This window comes from Coprococcus sp. AF16-22, assembly GCF_003461545.1.
In the GTDB taxonomy this organism is placed as follows: domain Bacteria; phylum Bacillota; class Clostridia; order Lachnospirales; family Lachnospiraceae; genus Coprococcus; species Coprococcus aceti.
Genome location: NZ_QTXH01000002.1, coordinates 97756 through 114210 on the forward strand (window position 1 = coordinate 97756; position 16455 = coordinate 114210).

Genomic DNA, 16455 nt, shown 5'->3' on the forward strand with positions numbered 1-16455 from the left:
CCGTTTTTATTTTGCATCTGTTAATACATCCGCGCCTATGTTATGATAGATATATATGTTACGTTGTGATGAAAAGGGGGTTATAAACATATGAAAGGTAGAAAATTGAGACACAGACTCACGGCTCTGCTGCTCGCATTTGCAATGATATTTACAGCGGTTGCCGTACAGCCGAACTGTGATGCATTTGCAGCTACGAAGGTAAAGACGCCGGTGGCGACACATGGAAGACTGTCTGTGAAGGGGGCAGATCTGGTGGATGCCAAAGGCAAGAAATTCCAGCTCAGGGGAATCAGCACACACGGTATCAACTGGGATGTGGGATATCCTTATGTGAACAAGGCGGCGTTCAAGACTCTGAGAGACGACTGGGGAGTTAATGCGGTAAGACTTGCCATGTATACATCTGAATACAACGGCTATTGCGCGGGCGGCAGCAAAGCGGCACTTCGAAATCAGATATACAAGGGCGTGAAATATGCGACCGACCTCGGAATGTATGTGATCATCGACTGGCACATACTCAGCGACGGGAATCCTATGACACAGGTTGCAGAGGCAAGAAGATTCTTTGCAACTATGGCGAAGAAGTATAAGAAACAGAAAAATATCATTTATGAGATATGCAATGAGCCAAATGGCTGCGACTGGAAGATTGTCAAGCGATATGCGTCCCAGGTCATAAAGGTCATAAGAAAGTATGACAAGAAGGCGATCGTCGTAGTGGGAACGCCGACATGGTCCCAGCTCGGTTCGGATGGCACACACAATGAGGTTGCGGATAACCCTATCAAGGGCTACAAGAATATAATGTACTCACTCCATTTCTATGCAAATGAGTGGAGCCACAACCAGTATCTTCCTGCGAAGCTTGCATACGCAAGGAAGAAGGGGATAGCGGTCATAGTCACAGAGTTCGGAATGTCCGCGGCAAGCGGCGATGGAGGCATAAGCAAAGCCTACACCGGCAAATGGCTGACCAGACTCAACAAGGCGAATGTCAGCTATTTCTGCTGGAGTCTCAGCAACAAGAATGAGTCGTGTTCATTGCTTTCGTCTAAGACGAAGAAAACAAGCAGGTGGAAGACTACAGAGCTGTCTGCAGCTGGCAGATACATAAGAGCGAAATACAGAGCCCGCAAGAAGGCTCTCGGAAGCAGGGCGTAACGGGAAGCCGTGAGGAAACCGTGATATTAACAAGCAATAAAAAACAGGCGCTATATAGATCAAAGATCTGTATAGCGCCTGTTCTTGTGTTAATGGTTATATGTGAATTAAGCTACAACTGTTACGTTAGTTGCTCTCTCCTTAGAAGCGTCCTTAGGATCAGCCTCTACGTCAAATGTAACCTTCTGTCCCTCGTTAAGAGTCTTATATCCATCAGAGTTGATTGCTGAAAAATGAACAAATACGTCCTTTCCTGTCTCATCATCTGAGATGAATCCATAACCCTTTTCTCCGTTGAACCACTTAACTGTACCGTTCTTCATCACGAGTACCTCCTAAAAATGAAAATTTGTACTCAATGAAAACACTACAATATACCTTATAGAGAATACTCCAAAGAAAAGCTTACCTTATATAGCAATCGAACCGTTAATCTTGAATACGCTATTATCATATTATGTCATGTTGCATTTGTCAATAAACGATACGACTAAAATTTGCGTTAAGATTTCTCAGTAAAAAGGGTATATGAGCAGTGTAAAAACGATATATATATAAGAGGTATAAAAATGCGGGAGGGTGAAATGAGGAATGCAAAGACGATCATTATAGGGATTGCGTGTGCTATGGCACTTGCTTACATAATATCAGGAATATACGACAAGGCGGTTGGGGGAGATGACACTGACGGATCGGCAAAAAGCGGACGCAATGTGTGTATTTATGATAATGGGGAGTATTCCCTCGTGGATGTGGAAGAGTATACAGCATCGACGCTGGCGGGAATGATGAGTGACAAATGGAGCGATGAAATGCTCAAGGCGGTCGCAGTTGTGGTTAGGACCGGAATCTATTACCAGATGGATGAAAATGACAGAAATTCCGCCACACAGGGGCAGACAAAGAATCTTATAAATGAATCCCAGCTCCGGGAGATAAGATATACGGAATCACAGCTCAAGAAGAAATGGGGAGGCGAGTGCTCCGGGATAATGAGAAGGGCGGAGAAGGCGGTGTATGCGACCGGTGGACAGGTTATGAAATACGGTGGAGAGATAATACTTCCGGCGTATCATATGATAAGTACAGGGCATACTGTGAGTGCACAGGAAATATATGGGCATGACATACCGTATCTCAGGCAGGTGGCAAGTGATGTGGATCAGATGGCGGAGGACTTTTCGACCACTGAGATATACAGCGGGGACAGGCTTCAGAAGATATTCAGAAAATGGATAGACGCTGACAATATGACGGATGAGGTCAAGGTTATGACAGCCACAGAATCTGGATTTGCACAGACCATAAATGTATTTGGGAGCGAGCTGGAGGCTGATGTTTTCAAAGAACAACTGGGACTTGCCTCGACGAATATACACATAGATAAGGTTAAGGATGGATACAGGATTATAACGGTGGGCGTTGGAGATTCTCTGGGAATGTCACTGTATGGGGCGTCTGTATTGGCGGAAAATGGAGAGAAGTATGATCAGATCCTCAGGTATTATTATACTGGAATAGAGATTGCAAAATAAAGGTTGATAAAAAATATTTACACATTCAAATCATCTGTATATAAGTGCCAATAAGTGGACATGATACAGATGAGGTGATGAATATGAAGAAATTTTTGGGCGGCATAAAGAAGAATATATTTTATATCTCGCTCATCACAGGCATGGCAGTGCTTGTGACAGTGCTCGGACTTTATAACGCACAGACCAATTCAAAGGAGAAGACCATAACAATAGGACAGAATACGCCGAATGACAGTACGACGGAAGCCGATGCGAAGGAAGCTTTGAACGATAAGAAAAATGATAAGAACAGCGGAGTGTCGGATGAAGGTACATCAGAGCAGAAAGATATTGAGACGGATAATACCATAGAGAATTCCACTGCATCCACAGCGGAGAGTGAGAGTGCTGAGACTGGAGCTTCAGGAGTTTCAAATGACAGCCTGCATTACGATCCAAAGGATAGCATATCATGGCCTATAAATGGCAATGTGATAATTCCTTACAGCATGGATACGACAGTGTATTTTGAGACACTCAAGGAATACAAGTGCAGCCCTGCAATGGTAATTGAGGCGCAGACGGGCGATGAGGTCAAGGCTGTATATGAGAGTAAGGTAGCGGAGGTCTCAAGCAACCCAGAGCTGGGCAATTACGTCAAGCTTGAGCTTGGAGACGGCTACACCGTGACACTTGGACAGCTTCAGGATGTGAAGGTTGCACTTGGCGAGCATCTGGATGCCGGCCAGGTAGTGGGAACCGTTGGCGAGCCAAGCAGATTCTACAGCGAGGAAGGAAGCAATCTCTATTTTGCAGTCGAGAAGGACGGCAATCCTGTGGATCCGATGCTGCTTATACAGTAGAGGTAGGGTTGGACAGGTTGCTAATTTGTATCTTTTACGAGGACAACACAGCGTTTTGCGACAATCCCGTGGCGGGATGAAGAAGATAGGCCATATAAACAAAAAAGCCCCACAATATCTAAAATAGATATTGTGGGGCTTTTGCACTATATACTTACGTATATTTTCTTAAATGTGCTTTATAATCCACGGTCTATATTAGCCCATTACAACCTCTACTGAGTGAGTCTTGCCATCGCCAAATGCTGGGATAACGTTGCCCTCGATAGCGTTGCCATCAACGAGTACGCTCTTAACGCCCTTGTTGATGTGAGCTGGGTTAGAAACCTTGATGTCGTATGTAGCACCACGGAACTGACGTGTAGCTGTCATTCCATCCCATGCAGCAGGAATTGATGGATCGATCTTCAGACCATCGAAGTCTGCTGAGATACCAAGGATGTACTGTGATATAGCTACCATGTTCCAAGCAGCAGTACCAGTCAGCCATGAGTTCTTACCCTGACCGAAGTGGTTGCCCGGCTTGCCGATATCAGATCCGGCATCCTTACCACCGATCATCTGGCCGTATACATATGGCTCAGTCTTGTGTATATCTGATGTCTCCTCAGTGAAAGCTGGAGCTATCTCTGAGTAGTACTTAAATGCCTGATCACCGGCACCTGCGTAAGCAGCAGCACAGATGATCCATGCATTGTTATGTGTGAAGATTCCGGCATTCTCCTTGTATCCACCTGGGTATGTAGAAATCTCACCATACTGGATGTAATACTTTGTAAATGCTGGGTTGTTGAGTACAAGTCCGTGCTGTGTATTAAGTCTCTCATCGATTGCAGCAAGAGTCTTCTTGTCGCAGCCCTGATCCTTACCGATGTCTGACATGATAGCGAATCCCTGTGGCTCGATGAAGATCTGACCTTCCTCGCACTCCTTGGATCCCATCTTCTCACCGTTTGCATCGTAAGCTCTGAGGAACCAGTCGCCGTCCCATGCTGACTCCATGATGTTGGCCTTCATCTTGTCGATCTCAGCCTGAGCAGCATCAGCCTCAGCGTCCATTCCAAGGTGCTTAAGGATAGCAACGTAGTTAGGACCTGCATATGTGAAGAGTGTAGCAACCATAACTGACTCAGCAACCTTTGAGTATCCACCCTCAGCAGCGAACTTAGGGTTGGTGTATGTCTGGAAGCTCTCACCTGGTGTATCTGAGAAGCATGAAAGGTTGATACAATCGTTCCAGTCAGCTCTCATTGCAAGTGGAAGTCCGTGTGGTCCAAGGTTGTTCACGATCTTGTAGAATGAAACCTTGAGGTGGTCAAGCATAGGCTTTGCAATTGACATATCGTTGTCATATGGAACCATCTCGTCAAGGATGCCCCAGTCGCCAGTTTCCTTGATATAAGCTGAAACTGAAAGGATCAGCCATAATGGATCATCTGAGAAGTCTCCACCGATATCTGCGTTACCCTTCTTGGTAAGTGGCTGGTACTGATGGTAGCATCCACCGTCTGGGAACTGTGTTGAAGCTATATCGATGATTCTCTCTCTTGCACGATCAGGGATCTGATGAACAAATCCAAGCACATCCTGGTTGGAATCACGGAATCCCATACCACGGCCGATACCTGACTCGAAGTATGAAGCTGAACGTGAAAGGTTGAATGTAACCATACACTGATACTGATTCCAGATGTTGACCATACGGTTAACTTTGTCATCAGGTGTGTTAACGTTGAGAATGCTCAACAGTCTGTTCCAGTGCTCCTTGAGCTCCTCAAGACCTGCAGCAACCTTCTCAGGAGTGTTGTACTTCTCGATCATCTCGAGAGCCTTTACCTTATTGATAGTCTTGCCGTCTGCCTCGAACTTCTGGTCAACAGGCATCTCAACATATCCAAGTATAAATACAAGAGTCTTTGTCTCGCCTGGAGCAAGAGTGATCTTCTTGTAGTGTGAAGCGATAGGCGACCATCCATCAGCAAAAGAATCATTTGACTTGCCAGCCTCAACAGCCTGTGGGTTGTGGAAGCCGTTGTAAAGTCCGATGAATGAATCTCTGTCTGTATCGTAACCATCGATCTCGTCATTCACTGTGTAGAATGCGAAGTGGTCACGTCTGTCTCTGTACTCTGTCTTGTGGTAGATAGTTGATCCGACAACCTCTACACGACCTGTACTGAAGTTTCTCTGGAAGTTGGTGCAGTCATCCTGTGCATCCCAGAGACACCACTCCTCAAATGAGAAGAATGAGAATGTCTTCTCCTCTGAGCCTTCATTTGTAAGAACGACCTGCTGAACCTCTCCAGCGTAGTTCTGAGGAACAAAGAAAGTAACCTCAGCCTTAAGGTCATTCTTCTTACCTGTGATGATTGTATATCCCATACCATGACGGCACTGATACTCGTCAAGCTCTGTCTTTACCGGTGACCATCCCGGATTCCATATTGTACCATTGTCGTTGATATAGAAATAACGTCCGCCCATATCTATAGGCACGTTGTTATAACGATATCTTGTGATTCTACGAAGACGAGCGTCCTTGTAGAAGCTGTAACCTCCTGCAGTGTTGGAGATCAGTGAAAAGAAATCCTGTGTTCCAAGGTAGTTGATCCAAGGATAAGGAGTTCTAGGAGATGTGATGACATACTCCTTGTTGGCATCATCAAAATAACCAAATTTCATGTAGCATATACCTTCCTTCCAATGTTTTGTGAAGGCTTCCAGATGGCTATGCCAGCCCCCCTGAAGCCGCTTTTGTATCGACTTGTGCTAAATTCTCCCTTAAAGTCAGCCATACACTCTGATTATATAATAAAAGACTTTAAAACACAACAAAGTTATAGTGAAAATTGCACAATTACTAAATGTATTAATTCCTGTATTTGAGTAATTAATTGATGCTTATGCTGTGTTATACTGTGTAATATCAAAACAGTATAGGAGTTATTTACTATGGGAAAAAATGAAACTAAGAATTATGTAGGCGGAAGCGGAATGGATGATATGGAGCTGGACGAGCGTGATATACAGCTTATGGAGGAGAGCAGAAAAGAAGGCAAAAAGAAGCTGTTTATAGCACTTGGTGCGATCGTGTTAGCAGTGATAGTAGTGGTGATATACATAGTTGTCAGAAAAAATATGACCGGAAAATCAGAGAGCGAGTATCTGATAAAGACCTACATGGAGGGCCTTGAGGAAGCGGATCTTGACAAGGTGGAGAGTGTTATGGATCCTGATACCATAGACAGCGATTCGTCAAAGGATCTGGTCACTGTGTTCCAGACTTATAAGGAAAATAATATAGAATATACAGTCAGCTATACCATGGGTGATGGGCATGTGGCAGAGTCCAGCGATCTGGCGGCAGTCAGCAGCACTGTATATGGAAAGACCCAGAAGGAAGCAGGTATATCAAAGGGTTATGTCATTCCAGTTACCGGAAAGATAATGATGACATTCCAGGGTCAGACTTCACCGTATGATCTGGACATGGATATCATTTGTTATGAGAAGGATGGAGAGTGGTATCTCGGCGGAACAGTTATGACTACGGGAGATACGACTACAGATGATACGACAGAGTAGTCACGAGAAGGACAACTGCTGGATACAGATATTGAATACAGAAACTGAATATATGGACATGGATACATGAACAGACGACAAATGGTGCGGATATTAAATGTAATATTCGCACCATTTGCTGTCTTCTGCCAGTGTGCAGCTATCTCTCTTGATGAGCTTGCACTGGAGCTCAATTCTTGCGACTCCCTTGTGACCGCCCTTGAGTCTGTCCATTAGAAGCTGCAGGGCGAAATGCCCCATGTCCGTCTTGGATATCTCCACTGTGGTCAGCATCGGAGTTGTGTACTGGGCTTCCTCGATACCGTCGCTGGATATGATGGAAGGAGTGTAATATCTGTTCTTGCATTTGGCAAGGTACTTCAGCATCCCTATGGCCGTTATGTCATTGGCACAGTATATTCCGGTTGGGCTCTTGTCGGATTTCATGAAGTGTTCCATGGCCTCAAATCCTTCAACCTCGCTGAGCTTTGTGTTGATGACGTAGTCCGTGTCGATATCAAGTCCATGATCGTGAAGAGTTTCAAGATATCCTTTGTAGCGGGCCTCGTTATTGCAGTTTCCCACATATCCGATATTCTCATGTCCAAGAGATATGAGGTATTCAACCGCTGTTCTGGCAATCTGGCTACCGTTGCAGATGACCTCATCCACCTCGCCGTTTGCAGAATCCCTGTTGACATACACTGTGCTGCGATAGCGCTGGCTGAGCTTCTTCAGGGCTGCGCGGTTGCATTTTCCGATGACAATAAGTCCGTCGTTGTGGCCATCCGCTTCCTCGCACATCCTGCGGATTACAGAATCCACGTTCTCATACCTGCATCTCCTGTCGTCGGAGAAGATGGACCGATACCATACCTTGGACAGGATGCATCCGTTCTTGTGGATCTCACTCTCTATGACATGCAGCAGTTCTGTAAAGAATGGGTCCGACGTGGCAGAGTCCATTCTGGTCATGAGCACATTTATATAGTAGGTTTTCTCCACAGTCGCGCCTTTTCCATTCTTGAGCTGGCGGGCAGACTGGTTTGGCGTGTAGTTGAGCTTCATAGCTGCGTTCCAGATCTTATCCCTGAGCCATGCGCGGAGCTCCTTTCTGACCTTTGCATCTATAGCGGCAAATGGTTCATCGAGAAGCAGGAGCTGTGGCTGGGTGGCAAGCGCTCTGGCAAATGCGACCCTCTGACGCTGGCCTCCTGACAACTGTCTTGGGTATCGTTTCTCAAGGCCCTTCAGTCCAACCAGTTCTATCAGCTCCGTCACTCTGTCGCGGATCTCTGACTTTGGGTATTTCTGTATCTTCATTCCAAATGCGATATTGTCATAAACTGTCTTGTATCTGAACAGCGCGTAATTCTGGAATACGAAGCCAATCTCCCTCTTGCTGGCGGGAATGCCATTTACTTTTTTGCCATCTATGTATATGTCCCCTGAGTCCGCGGTCTCGAGTCCTGCAAGTATGCGGAGGATAGTGGTCTTGCCGCTTCCACTTGGACCCAGAAGTCCGATGAGCTTTCCTTTCTCAATGGAGAAACTGACATCATCGGATGCCCTGTAATCTCCAAATGTTTTATTGATGTTTCTGAGCTCTACGTATGAATGTGTATCTGTAGGTGTATTCATATCATATACCTCCCTCTTTATTTCCTCTGTGTTCAAGTATGTTTCTAAGTATCAGTATGATGACTGCCATGATGACCAGTATGGACGACATGGCAAAGGCTCCTGTGAAGTCAAATGCCTGGTACAGCAGTTCGATATAGAGTGGCATGGTGTTGGTGAGTCCTCTGAGATGTCCCGAGAGAACTGACACAGCTCCAAATTCACCCATGGCCCTTGCGGAGCACAGTACAATTCCGTACAGCAGAGCCCAGCGTATGTGGGGGAGTGTGATCTGTGAGAATATCTGGAATCCGTTTGCTCCCATGAGGGCTGCAGCTTCCTCCTCATCGTTGCCCGCCGCTGTGAGAACCGGTATGATCTCCCTTGATATGAAAGGAAATGTTACAAATATAGTAGCCAGGACGATCCCCGGAACCGCGAATATGATCTGTATCCCGAGCTTTTCAAGGTATGGATACAGGAAGCTCTGCCTGCCAAATGTAAGTACGAATATAAGGCCCGCGATGATCGGGGATATGGTAAACGGCAGATCGATGAGCGTTGATATGATCTTTTTGCCCCGGAAGGTGAATTTGGTTATGAGCCACGCGGCATAAAGTCCGAAAATTGTGTTGACCACCACCGTGATGACTACGACCTTCAAGGTGAGAAGTATTGACTTCACTGCGTAGCTGGACAGAACTCTCGGTCTGGTGATGGTCTGCCAGAATTCGGATAGTGACAGTCTGGCTGAGAATACCACCAGAGAGCACAGGGGGATCACCACTATAATTCCGAGGATTGCCATTACTATTCCAAATGACAAACCGAATCCCGGTATGATGCTTTTACTTTTCTTTTTTGCGTGTGTGTGCCGATGTGTCATGTCTCAGTCATTCCTTTCCTGTATGTATTATCTGGATTTCCCGCCAGACTGCCATTTCAAATTAATTCTTTTCCTCGTATATGGAGTCAAAGAGCCCTCCGTCCGCGAAATGCTTTTTGCTGGCCTCTGTCCAGCCTCCGAAGTGTGATATGTCTGTGAGGTCAACATTTGTTATGATCCATTTGCCGTCCTGTGGCAGCTCCGATATGGTGTTGCTCTGTCCCTGATATTCGAACTGCTTCAGGATATCCTGATCTGATGGTCTGTAGTACCACTCTGCCTCAAGCTTCTGTGCCTCGTCGGAATACAGGTAGTTCAGATATTCGGTTGCGACATCCCTTGTGCCTCTCTTGTCAACCACCTCGTCGACTACTGAGACTGTAGGTTGGCACAGTATAGATACGGAAGGAACCACGATCTCGTACTCACCAGGATGCTCATCCAGTGAGAGGAACGCCTCGTTCTCCCATGCGAGAAGCACATCGGCCTGAAGCCCATTTGCCACCTCAAGCGCCTGCTTTCCTGAACCACCGTGTGACTGAACAACTGATACGTCCTGTCCCTTTTCCTCTTTCCAGTGCTTTGCAAATAAATCGTTGTACGCTGCGTATAGCTCTCTGGTTGGGTCGTAGGATACGTTCGTTATCTCAATAGCGCCCGCTGAGTCAGATGAGCTGCCGGTTGAGTTAGATGCTGCGCTCACACCGCATCCTGACAGAACTCCAATTCCAAGTGCTGTGACTGCGAGTAATGTTGCCAATTGTTTCTTCATAATCTTCTTCCTCTCTTTTTTTAATTTCCCGTTTTCATATCGGGTATGTATGCAATATATGCTTGTAAATGCTGGAAATCAAAAGAAAAGAGTGAAAACGTTGTCACATGGAAAAACATAGAAAAACAGCACGTCAGGTTGTCCTGACGTGCTGCCTTATTGAACTTTTCGGTATTATTTCTTCTTCATACCTGAAATTATGATTATCACAAACGAGACTAGAATGGTCGCAAGCACTGTTATAAGGATTATGAGCTGAAGGTTATGTACCTTACTCTTACTCTTATCAGTGGAAGCGTAGCTGCCCACGGTGAGTGTGCTCTTTTCTGTTGTGACCTCAGTGGTCGTCTCGGTTGTGGTACGCTCTATCGTGGATATCTCAGTTGTGGTCGCCTCGGTCGTCACAGGGGTAAATGTATTTCTATACTCTGTGGTGACCTCGGTCGTACTTGCCGTTGTCGCCTCGGTTGTGGCTCTGGTAGTTGTCTGTGTGGTTGTGGAAGTCTCCTTCTTGGACACTGTAAATGTTGTCACAGCATCTCCGGTCTTGGATCTGATGGTTATGGTGTGGCTTCCGACCGAGAGGGATTCAAGATAGCTCGTCTTGAGCTCGATTATGATGCTTCCCTCTTTCTTGTTGTAATATGAAGGGTCAAGTTCCTTGTCATCTATGAGGACACAGACAAAGTCAGCGTACTCAGCGTTCGATCTGAACTTGATAGTGTTCTTGCTGGCCTTGCTCCATTTGCTTCCCTTGCCGCCGATAATCTCGGGTGCTGCCTTGTCGATGACTGTGTCAGCCTTGCTTATCTCCTTTGTACAGCCCTTGTTGCTGAAATATTTCTTGCAGGCTGAGCAATACCAGTATTCTATATTGCCCTTGCTGGAGGTGGTTGCTGCTACATAATCAGTCTTCTTAAGGTCTGTGTGGTTCGTTGTGCTGAGTTTGCCGTAGCTCTTGCCGCACACAGAGCACACTGCCTTCTTCTGGCAGGTTGCGGTTCCGCCGGAGCAGTCCTGGATGACCTTATATCCACAGCCCTTGTTCTTGCACTTGCGGGAATGGGTTTTGCCGTTGCCATCACTTGTCCAGTTGCCGAGGTCGTGGCTGCTCTTGCCCTCTACGACGATCTCACCGCAGTAGCGGCATTTCTGAGGTGTCGTGCAGTCACCGTCGTCGGTTTCTGCGGTGTGTTTCTTGTTTACTGTTACAGTCAATTTGGTTTCATTTCCCGCCTTGTCGGATACGATGATGGTCTGCTCACCATCTGTGGCTTCCAGAGCAAGTGAGTGATCGTCGTCAAGGGATTTCTCCTCGCCGTTCACTGTGACCTTTGCCAGATGGGATTCCTTCACGGTCATCACGGCTGACAGGCAGTAAGTCTCTCCGTCGGCGATTCCTGTGACCTTTGGCGCGTGTGTGTCGATGATGAAGCCATCTGTGGATAAGTATGTTGTTTTGCCGTCCTCTGATGAAAGCTTTGCGTATACAACATATTTGCCCTCGTCCTTTATGGAAAATGCTTTCTTATACTCGGTAAATGTTGCTGCACCCAGATCGTCCGATGACAGAGCTGAGTCGCTTATCAGGTAGCCGACTGTGATGGAAGGGTCGGAGTTGTTGTCACAGGTGATGGTAACCTTCTGGGTCTTGTTGTAATACTGCTCAAATGATGATACATCCTGGAGACCGTTCCAGCTCTTATCGCCCATGCTGATGGTGCCTGTAGGAGCAGAGTCTGATTTCCACATCGCATAAAATACCAGGTTTCTTTTAGCCGATGAGTCATCAGTATCGGAATACTCATATCCGTTATCTGCCGCCTTCTCAAAGGAAGAGGTGTATATGATGTTCACGGTCTTGCCTGATCCGTCGGACTTCGTGTTCCAGCCCTTGAACTCATAGCCCTCACGGGTCGGTGGGTAGTCGTTCAGTGCCACGCCATATCCTGATCCTGCTACATCAAAGTCATATGTTCCGCTGTCCGCATCTCCGAGCTTGCCTCCATTTGCATTCAGTGTGAAGGTGAGCCCTGAACCGGAGAAGCTGTCCTTGGTGTACATCGCTGTCAGCTTTATACGGTTTGTAGACTGGAAGTATGATGTGTCAATGCTGGTGACCTTTGTCTTGTCGTTGTACCATCCGGTGAATGTAAAGCCGTCTTTCTCTGGCTTGTACTTTGACAGGTCAACAGTCGTAAATTCTGCTGATGGGCTGCTTATCACAGTGGAAGTCTCTCCCGATAACTGTCCTCCTGCTGCATCCAACTCCAGATAGTATGTGTCTGGAGTGTCGGTATCTTCTGCAAATGCTGTGAAGCATGTCATACAGAACATTGCCGCGAAAACCAGTAAAAATCTAAGTATTTTTTTCATAGAATCCCTCCTTGCATATGGTATTATAATAATTTTATTATACCGGGGGGAGAAAAACAACGAGACAGGGGAAAAATTAATAATATGAAAGAACGGCCTCCGCCGGGAGACCGTTCCATAGAAAATGTCATGTTTTATGCCATTGTGAATATTCTTTCTTTTACTGTCTTGGACTCGCCTGGAGCAAGCTCTGTGTAGCCTGTGATCTCCGGTGCTCCTGAGAGATTTGGAGCGTCAATATTCCAGCTCATTGGCTCAGGACAGAAGTAACCCTTGTCGCCGTGATCGTTCCACATGATCCAGAACTTCATTGTGTCGTCAACCTCATAGCAGACCTTCTTGCCTGTGGCAACATCAGTTGCGTATACTCCGTAGAAAGGCTTGCCGTCCAGCTCGTTCATCTCCGCTGTGTAGAGATCGTTGTCGATGTCCTTCAGAACAGGTACCATGGTTCCGTTCTTGTACTGGAGATCGTAATCTGTTATAGGAAGGTTCTTCTCTGTAGGGATAGCGTGCTCATCAAGCTCCCATTTGTCTCCAACAGGTACACAGAGACGTACATCCTCGCCCTTTCCTGTGCTTGTGAAAGGCCCCTTGAATGCAACGTGGTTACATACGCCGTATGGCATCTGCTTGTCGGAGAGGTTGGTGAGTGTGAACTCGTAGTGCATACCGTCCGGAGCAAGAGTGAATGTGAAGTCTGCTCTAAAGCTCACAGGGTATGTAGTGAAAAACTCATCCTTCTCATCATATACATATGAAGTCTTGCCGATGGCCTTGTCTCCATCCACTGACACGCTCTCTATGCTGTGGTTTCTGAGATGAAGGAAACCGTGGAGATGGTTGCCGAGAGGATCATTGCATGGGAAATGATACATGGCATCGGAGGTTCTTAAGTTGCCGTGTGACAGTCTGTTAGGGAGATACAGGGTAGGCATTCCGTAGATCTCTGCTGCTGCTTTGAGCTGTGCAGGAGTCAGGGAAGGATCGTTCCTGAATATATCAATATCCAGAGCTGTGTTCTCCATCTTCATAATGTTGCTCCCGTTAAATGGTGCGATCAGTGCACGGTAATCGCCTGATATAAGTTCAATACAAGTCTCGCCCTTGTAGTCTATTGTACGTGCTGTAGTGTTCATCGTGTTCTCCTCTTCTATAAATATGTTGTGTTTGAGTTGTATGCTGAAATCCGCAAAAACATTGAACTTTCCTATGTGAAATAGTAACACGGAAAAAATTGTATGGCAACAATGAGGTTCACAAAACGCGGCGTTCTTGATTATTTTATCATTAATTGCTATACTATCATAGGATATTTTGCGAAAGACATGAAAGTTAGTTAATTCGGAGGTCGAAGGTGACTAAGAATAATAACACTGATTATAGAAAAAAGATATACAGACAGCGGCATCACCGCAGAATGAAACTCGTCGAGAGCGGAATAGGAGTGGTCGTCGCAGTCATAATGATATTTGCGCTTGGACAGGGCAACCTGAAAAAGAATGTGAACGGCCAGGAGGAGTTCCAGCCTGAGAGCGGAACATCGGCAGATATAAGTGAGAGCAGCAGTCAGGATATGTCATACAGTGACACGGAGGGGGCTGCACAGCAGTATCTGGCAACTGCGGAGGATGCGGCCATTCCGGATCAGCGAAATGGTCAGTATGTACAATTTGTCAATTACACCAACCCTGATGTGAGCGGCAAGGGAGCGGACAAATATGACAGCAATATATACATGCCGGCGAATGCCACGGATGACCAGTATTTCTCGACATCTCTGCTCATAGGTGATTCCAGAGCCGAGGCGCTGGGACTGTACAGCGGTGTAGACAACTGGGATATGTGTGTGGCGAAGAATCTGGACATAGAGAAGGTCGCTAATACCAAGATGTTCACCTGCGATTCAGGAGAACAGTGTACGGTTGTCGAGATGCTTGGCATGAAGAGCTATGAGAATATATACATTTCATTTGGGCTTGAGGAGCTTTCGTGGTATAACGAGCGGTACATGTTGGCCTACAAGACTTTACTGGATCAGATCTCCCAGTTACAGCCTGCGGCAAATGTATATGTGATGTCAGTACTTCCTGTATCGGCGGAGCTTTCATCAAAAGACCAGGTGTATAACAACCCGGGTGTGGACAAGCTCAATTCTCTCATGCAGGAGATGTGTGGCAGCTACGATCAGGTGATCTATCTCGATGTGGCTCACAGCGTGTCTGTGGATGGTGTTCTGCCGGAGGATGCGGGAATAGATGGAAAACATTGTAATAAGAAATATTGTCTCAAGATGATGGACTACATCAGAAAGAACGTGTATGTCAGAAGATAGTGGAGACGGAGGCATATGATAAAAAGAATAATATATTTGTTTGCATGCTGTCTGGTGATCTGTTCGCTTGCGGGATGCGCAGGAAATGGAGACGACGAGGCAGATATGCCGGATGTGCACTCTCTGGCTGATATGCTCATGCAGAACGTGAAGTTTGAGGATTCCGTGGAGGAGGTCTCCTCTGAGACGGCGCTCAGATATTATGGTATAGACAGCGTTCAGGTGCAGGACAGTGCAGTGTACATGTCAACGGGAGCCACCGCCGAGGAGCTCGCAGTATTTCAGGCGTCGTCAACGGTCGATGCCCAGGGCATACTGGCGGACATGAAGAAAAGACGCGACTCACAGTTGCGGATGTACCTTGATTACAAATCGTCGGAGGCCGCCAGACTTGATGATGCGGTTCTGTATGTGCATGATACATTTGTGGTATACATGGTGTCCGATGACAGCGAAACGGCACAGGGAATAATAAGTGATTATCTGGAATGATCTTCCGGGTGATCATTTTTTTTGTCTGCATTTCCTTGTGTAACACCGGGACAGATCATTCATATTATAGTAATAAATCCGCTGTCAATAAAATAAGATAAATAAAGAGCGCTGTATGCGGTTGTAATTTTATGCACTGGCATGTATTATTATGTATAATGTATACAATATACAAAATACGAACAATTGACAGCTTGAGATATCAGCACTGTGGTGCGTTGCGCCACAGTGACTGAAAGTGGCTGAAAATGAGTTGAAGGTCAATAGAGAAAGAGGTATAGACATGGCAAAACAGAATTGGAAACCAGGAAATATGTTGTATCCGGTTCCGGCAGTTATGGTGAGCTGCCAGAGACCGGGAGAGAAGCCAAACATAGTGACGATAGCGTGGGCCGGTACCATATGCAGCGATCCTGCAATGGTGTCCATATCGGTGCGTCCGGAGAGATATTCCTACGACATAATCAAGGAGACAGGAGAATTTACCATAAATCTCGTCACCGAGAAACTGGCATTTGCAACTGATTATTGTGGTGTGAAATCAGGAAGAGACGTGGATAAATTCAAGGAGATGAACCTCCATGCATGTGACGGCGTGAATGTGTCATGCCCGGCTATAGAGGAGAGTCCGGTGAACGTAGAGTGCAAGGTAAAGCAGGTAGTTGAGCTTGGATCCCACCACATGTTTATCGCTGAGGTGGTCGGAGTCCAGATAAGTGATGAATACATGGATAAGACCGGCAAATTCAACCTCAACAGCACGGGACTTGTCGCATATTCACATGGAGAGTATTTTGCACTTGGCGACAAACTCGGCAAATTTGGATATTCTGTTAGAAAAAAGTGATCGCAGGCTGAAAAGC

Annotated in this window: 14 protein-coding genes and 1 pseudogene; 7 read left to right on the plus strand and 8 right to left on the minus strand. The window is 46.3% G+C overall.

What is annotated here, in order from left to right; translation table 11 throughout:
- Positions 1–90 precede the first annotated feature (90 nt).
- Positions 91–1167, plus strand: coding sequence for a glycoside hydrolase family 5 protein (locus tag DWW60_RS03140; RefSeq protein ID WP_117874361.1), 1077 nt, complete (start codon positions 91–93; stop codon positions 1165–1167).
- Positions 1168–1274: 107 nt separating this feature from the next.
- Here DWW60_RS03140 and DWW60_RS03145 read toward each other — a convergent pair whose 3' ends face one another.
- Complete coding sequence (locus tag DWW60_RS03145; RefSeq protein WP_015534471.1) at positions 1275–1490, minus strand: cold-shock protein; 216 nt, start codon at positions 1488–1490, stop codon at positions 1275–1277.
- Positions 1491–1751: 261 nt separating this feature from the next.
- Between DWW60_RS03145 and DWW60_RS03150 the strand changes: the two genes are divergently transcribed.
- Both DWW60_RS03150 and DWW60_RS03155 read left to right on the plus strand, forming a co-directional pair.
- A complete protein-coding gene (locus DWW60_RS03150) occupies positions 1752–2702 on the plus strand; it encodes a SpoIID/LytB domain-containing protein (RefSeq protein ID WP_243002908.1) in 951 nt (316 codons plus the stop codon).
- Positions 2703–2785: 83 nt separating this feature from the next.
- A complete protein-coding gene (locus DWW60_RS03155) occupies positions 2786–3547 on the plus strand; it encodes a M23 family metallopeptidase (protein WP_055145858.1) in 762 nt (253 codons plus the stop codon).
- 198 nt (positions 3548–3745) lie between these two features.
- On the opposite strand, the gene DWW60_RS03160 is transcribed toward DWW60_RS03155, so the two are convergent.
- Positions 3746–6229, minus strand: a complete 2484-nt coding sequence (locus DWW60_RS03160) for a GH36-type glycosyl hydrolase domain-containing protein (RefSeq protein ID WP_015534474.1) — start codon at positions 6227–6229, stop codon at positions 3746–3748.
- Positions 6230–6499: 270 nt separating this feature from the next.
- On the opposite strand from DWW60_RS03160, the gene DWW60_RS03165 reads away from it, so the two are divergent.
- Positions 6500–7132, plus strand: a complete 633-nt coding sequence (locus DWW60_RS03165; protein WP_117874363.1) for a hypothetical protein — start codon at positions 6500–6502, stop codon at positions 7130–7132.
- Positions 7133–7225: 93 nt separating this feature from the next.
- On the opposite strand, the gene DWW60_RS13975 is transcribed toward DWW60_RS03165, so the two are convergent.
- The 6 genes and pseudogenes from DWW60_RS13975 to DWW60_RS03190 all read right to left on the minus strand — a co-directional run bounded on the left by DWW60_RS13975 (position 7226) and on the right by DWW60_RS03190 (position 13904).
- Entirely contained in the window at positions 7226–8179 is a 954-nt protein-coding gene (locus tag DWW60_RS13975; RefSeq protein WP_199414443.1) for a LacI family DNA-binding transcriptional regulator, read from the minus strand.
- Positions 8180–8191: 12 nt separating this feature from the next.
- Positions 8192–8752, minus strand: a pseudogene (locus DWW60_RS13980) (sulfate/molybdate ABC transporter ATP-binding protein); the annotation flags it as partial.
- Position 8753: 1 nt separating this feature from the next.
- Positions 8754–9617 (minus strand): sulfate ABC transporter permease, encoded by an 864-nt coding sequence (locus DWW60_RS03175; protein ID WP_117874365.1) that lies wholly within the window; start codon positions 9615–9617, stop codon positions 8754–8756.
- A 61-nt stretch (positions 9618–9678) separates the two neighbouring features.
- The gene (locus DWW60_RS03180) at positions 9679–10389 is read right to left on the minus strand and encodes a substrate-binding domain-containing protein (RefSeq protein WP_015534478.1); all 711 of its coding nucleotides are present in this window, start codon (positions 10387–10389) and stop codon (positions 9679–9681) included.
- A 174-nt stretch (positions 10390–10563) separates the two neighbouring features.
- Positions 10564–12765, minus strand: a complete 2202-nt coding sequence (locus DWW60_RS03185; RefSeq protein ID WP_117874366.1) for an InlB B-repeat-containing protein — start codon at positions 12763–12765, stop codon at positions 10564–10566.
- 134 nt (positions 12766–12899) lie between these two features.
- The gene (locus DWW60_RS03190; protein ID WP_055222344.1) at positions 12900–13904 is read right to left on the minus strand and encodes an aldose 1-epimerase; all 1005 of its coding nucleotides are present in this window, start codon (positions 13902–13904) and stop codon (positions 12900–12902) included.
- A 218-nt stretch (positions 13905–14122) separates the two neighbouring features.
- Here DWW60_RS03190 and DWW60_RS03195 point away from each other — a divergent pair, with 218 nt between their 5' ends.
- From DWW60_RS03195 to DWW60_RS03205, 3 genes are all read left to right on the plus strand, one after another.
- Entirely contained in the window at positions 14123–15100 is a 978-nt protein-coding gene (locus tag DWW60_RS03195) for a hypothetical protein (protein WP_055272041.1), read from the plus strand.
- 15 nt (positions 15101–15115) lie between these two features.
- On the plus strand, positions 15116–15592 hold the full coding sequence (locus DWW60_RS03200) for a DUF4358 domain-containing protein (protein WP_055272042.1): 477 nt from the start codon (positions 15116–15118) through the stop codon (positions 15590–15592).
- A 283-nt stretch (positions 15593–15875) separates the two neighbouring features.
- Positions 15876–16439, plus strand: coding sequence for a flavin reductase family protein (locus tag DWW60_RS03205; RefSeq protein WP_015534482.1), 564 nt, complete (start codon positions 15876–15878; stop codon positions 16437–16439).
- Positions 16440–16455: the final 16 nt, after the last annotated feature.

What these genes read in the sequence shown, in the direction of transcription:
- DWW60_RS03140 (WP_117874361.1), top strand. Translation starts at nt 91, where the DNA reads ATGAAAGGTAGAAAATTGAGACACAGACTCACGGCTCTGCTGCTCGCA.
- DWW60_RS03145 (WP_015534471.1), bottom strand. Translation starts at nt 1,490, where the DNA reads ATGAAGAACGGTACAGTTAAGTGGTTCAACGGAGAAAAGGGTTATGGA.
- DWW60_RS03150 (WP_243002908.1), top strand. Translation starts at nt 1,752, where the DNA reads ATGAGGAATGCAAAGACGATCATTATAGGGATTGCGTGTGCTATGGCA.
- DWW60_RS03155 (WP_055145858.1), top strand. Translation starts at nt 2,786, where the DNA reads ATGAAGAAATTTTTGGGCGGCATAAAGAAGAATATATTTTATATCTCG.
- DWW60_RS03160 (WP_015534474.1), bottom strand. Translation starts at nt 6,229, where the DNA reads ATGAAATTTGGTTATTTTGATGATGCCAACAAGGAGTATGTCATCACA.
- DWW60_RS03165 (WP_117874363.1), top strand. Translation starts at nt 6,500, where the DNA reads ATGGGAAAAAATGAAACTAAGAATTATGTAGGCGGAAGCGGAATGGAT.
- DWW60_RS13975 (WP_199414443.1), bottom strand. Translation starts at nt 8,179, where the DNA reads ATGAAGCTCAACTACACGCCAAACCAGTCTGCCCGCCAGCTCAAGAAT.
- DWW60_RS03175 (WP_117874365.1), bottom strand. Translation starts at nt 9,617, where the DNA reads ATGACACATCGGCACACACACGCAAAAAAGAAAAGTAAAAGCATCATA.
- DWW60_RS03180 (WP_015534478.1), bottom strand. Translation starts at nt 10,389, where the DNA reads ATGAAGAAACAATTGGCAACATTACTCGCAGTCACAGCACTTGGAATT.
- DWW60_RS03185 (WP_117874366.1), bottom strand. Translation starts at nt 12,765, where the DNA reads ATGAAAAAAATACTTAGATTTTTACTGGTTTTCGCGGCAATGTTCTGT.
- DWW60_RS03190 (WP_055222344.1), bottom strand. Translation starts at nt 13,904, where the DNA reads ATGAACACTACAGCACGTACAATAGACTACAAGGGCGAGACTTGTATT.
- DWW60_RS03200 (WP_055272042.1), top strand. Translation starts at nt 15,116, where the DNA reads ATGATAAAAAGAATAATATATTTGTTTGCATGCTGTCTGGTGATCTGT.
- DWW60_RS03205 (WP_015534482.1), top strand. Translation starts at nt 15,876, where the DNA reads ATGGCAAAACAGAATTGGAAACCAGGAAATATGTTGTATCCGGTTCCG.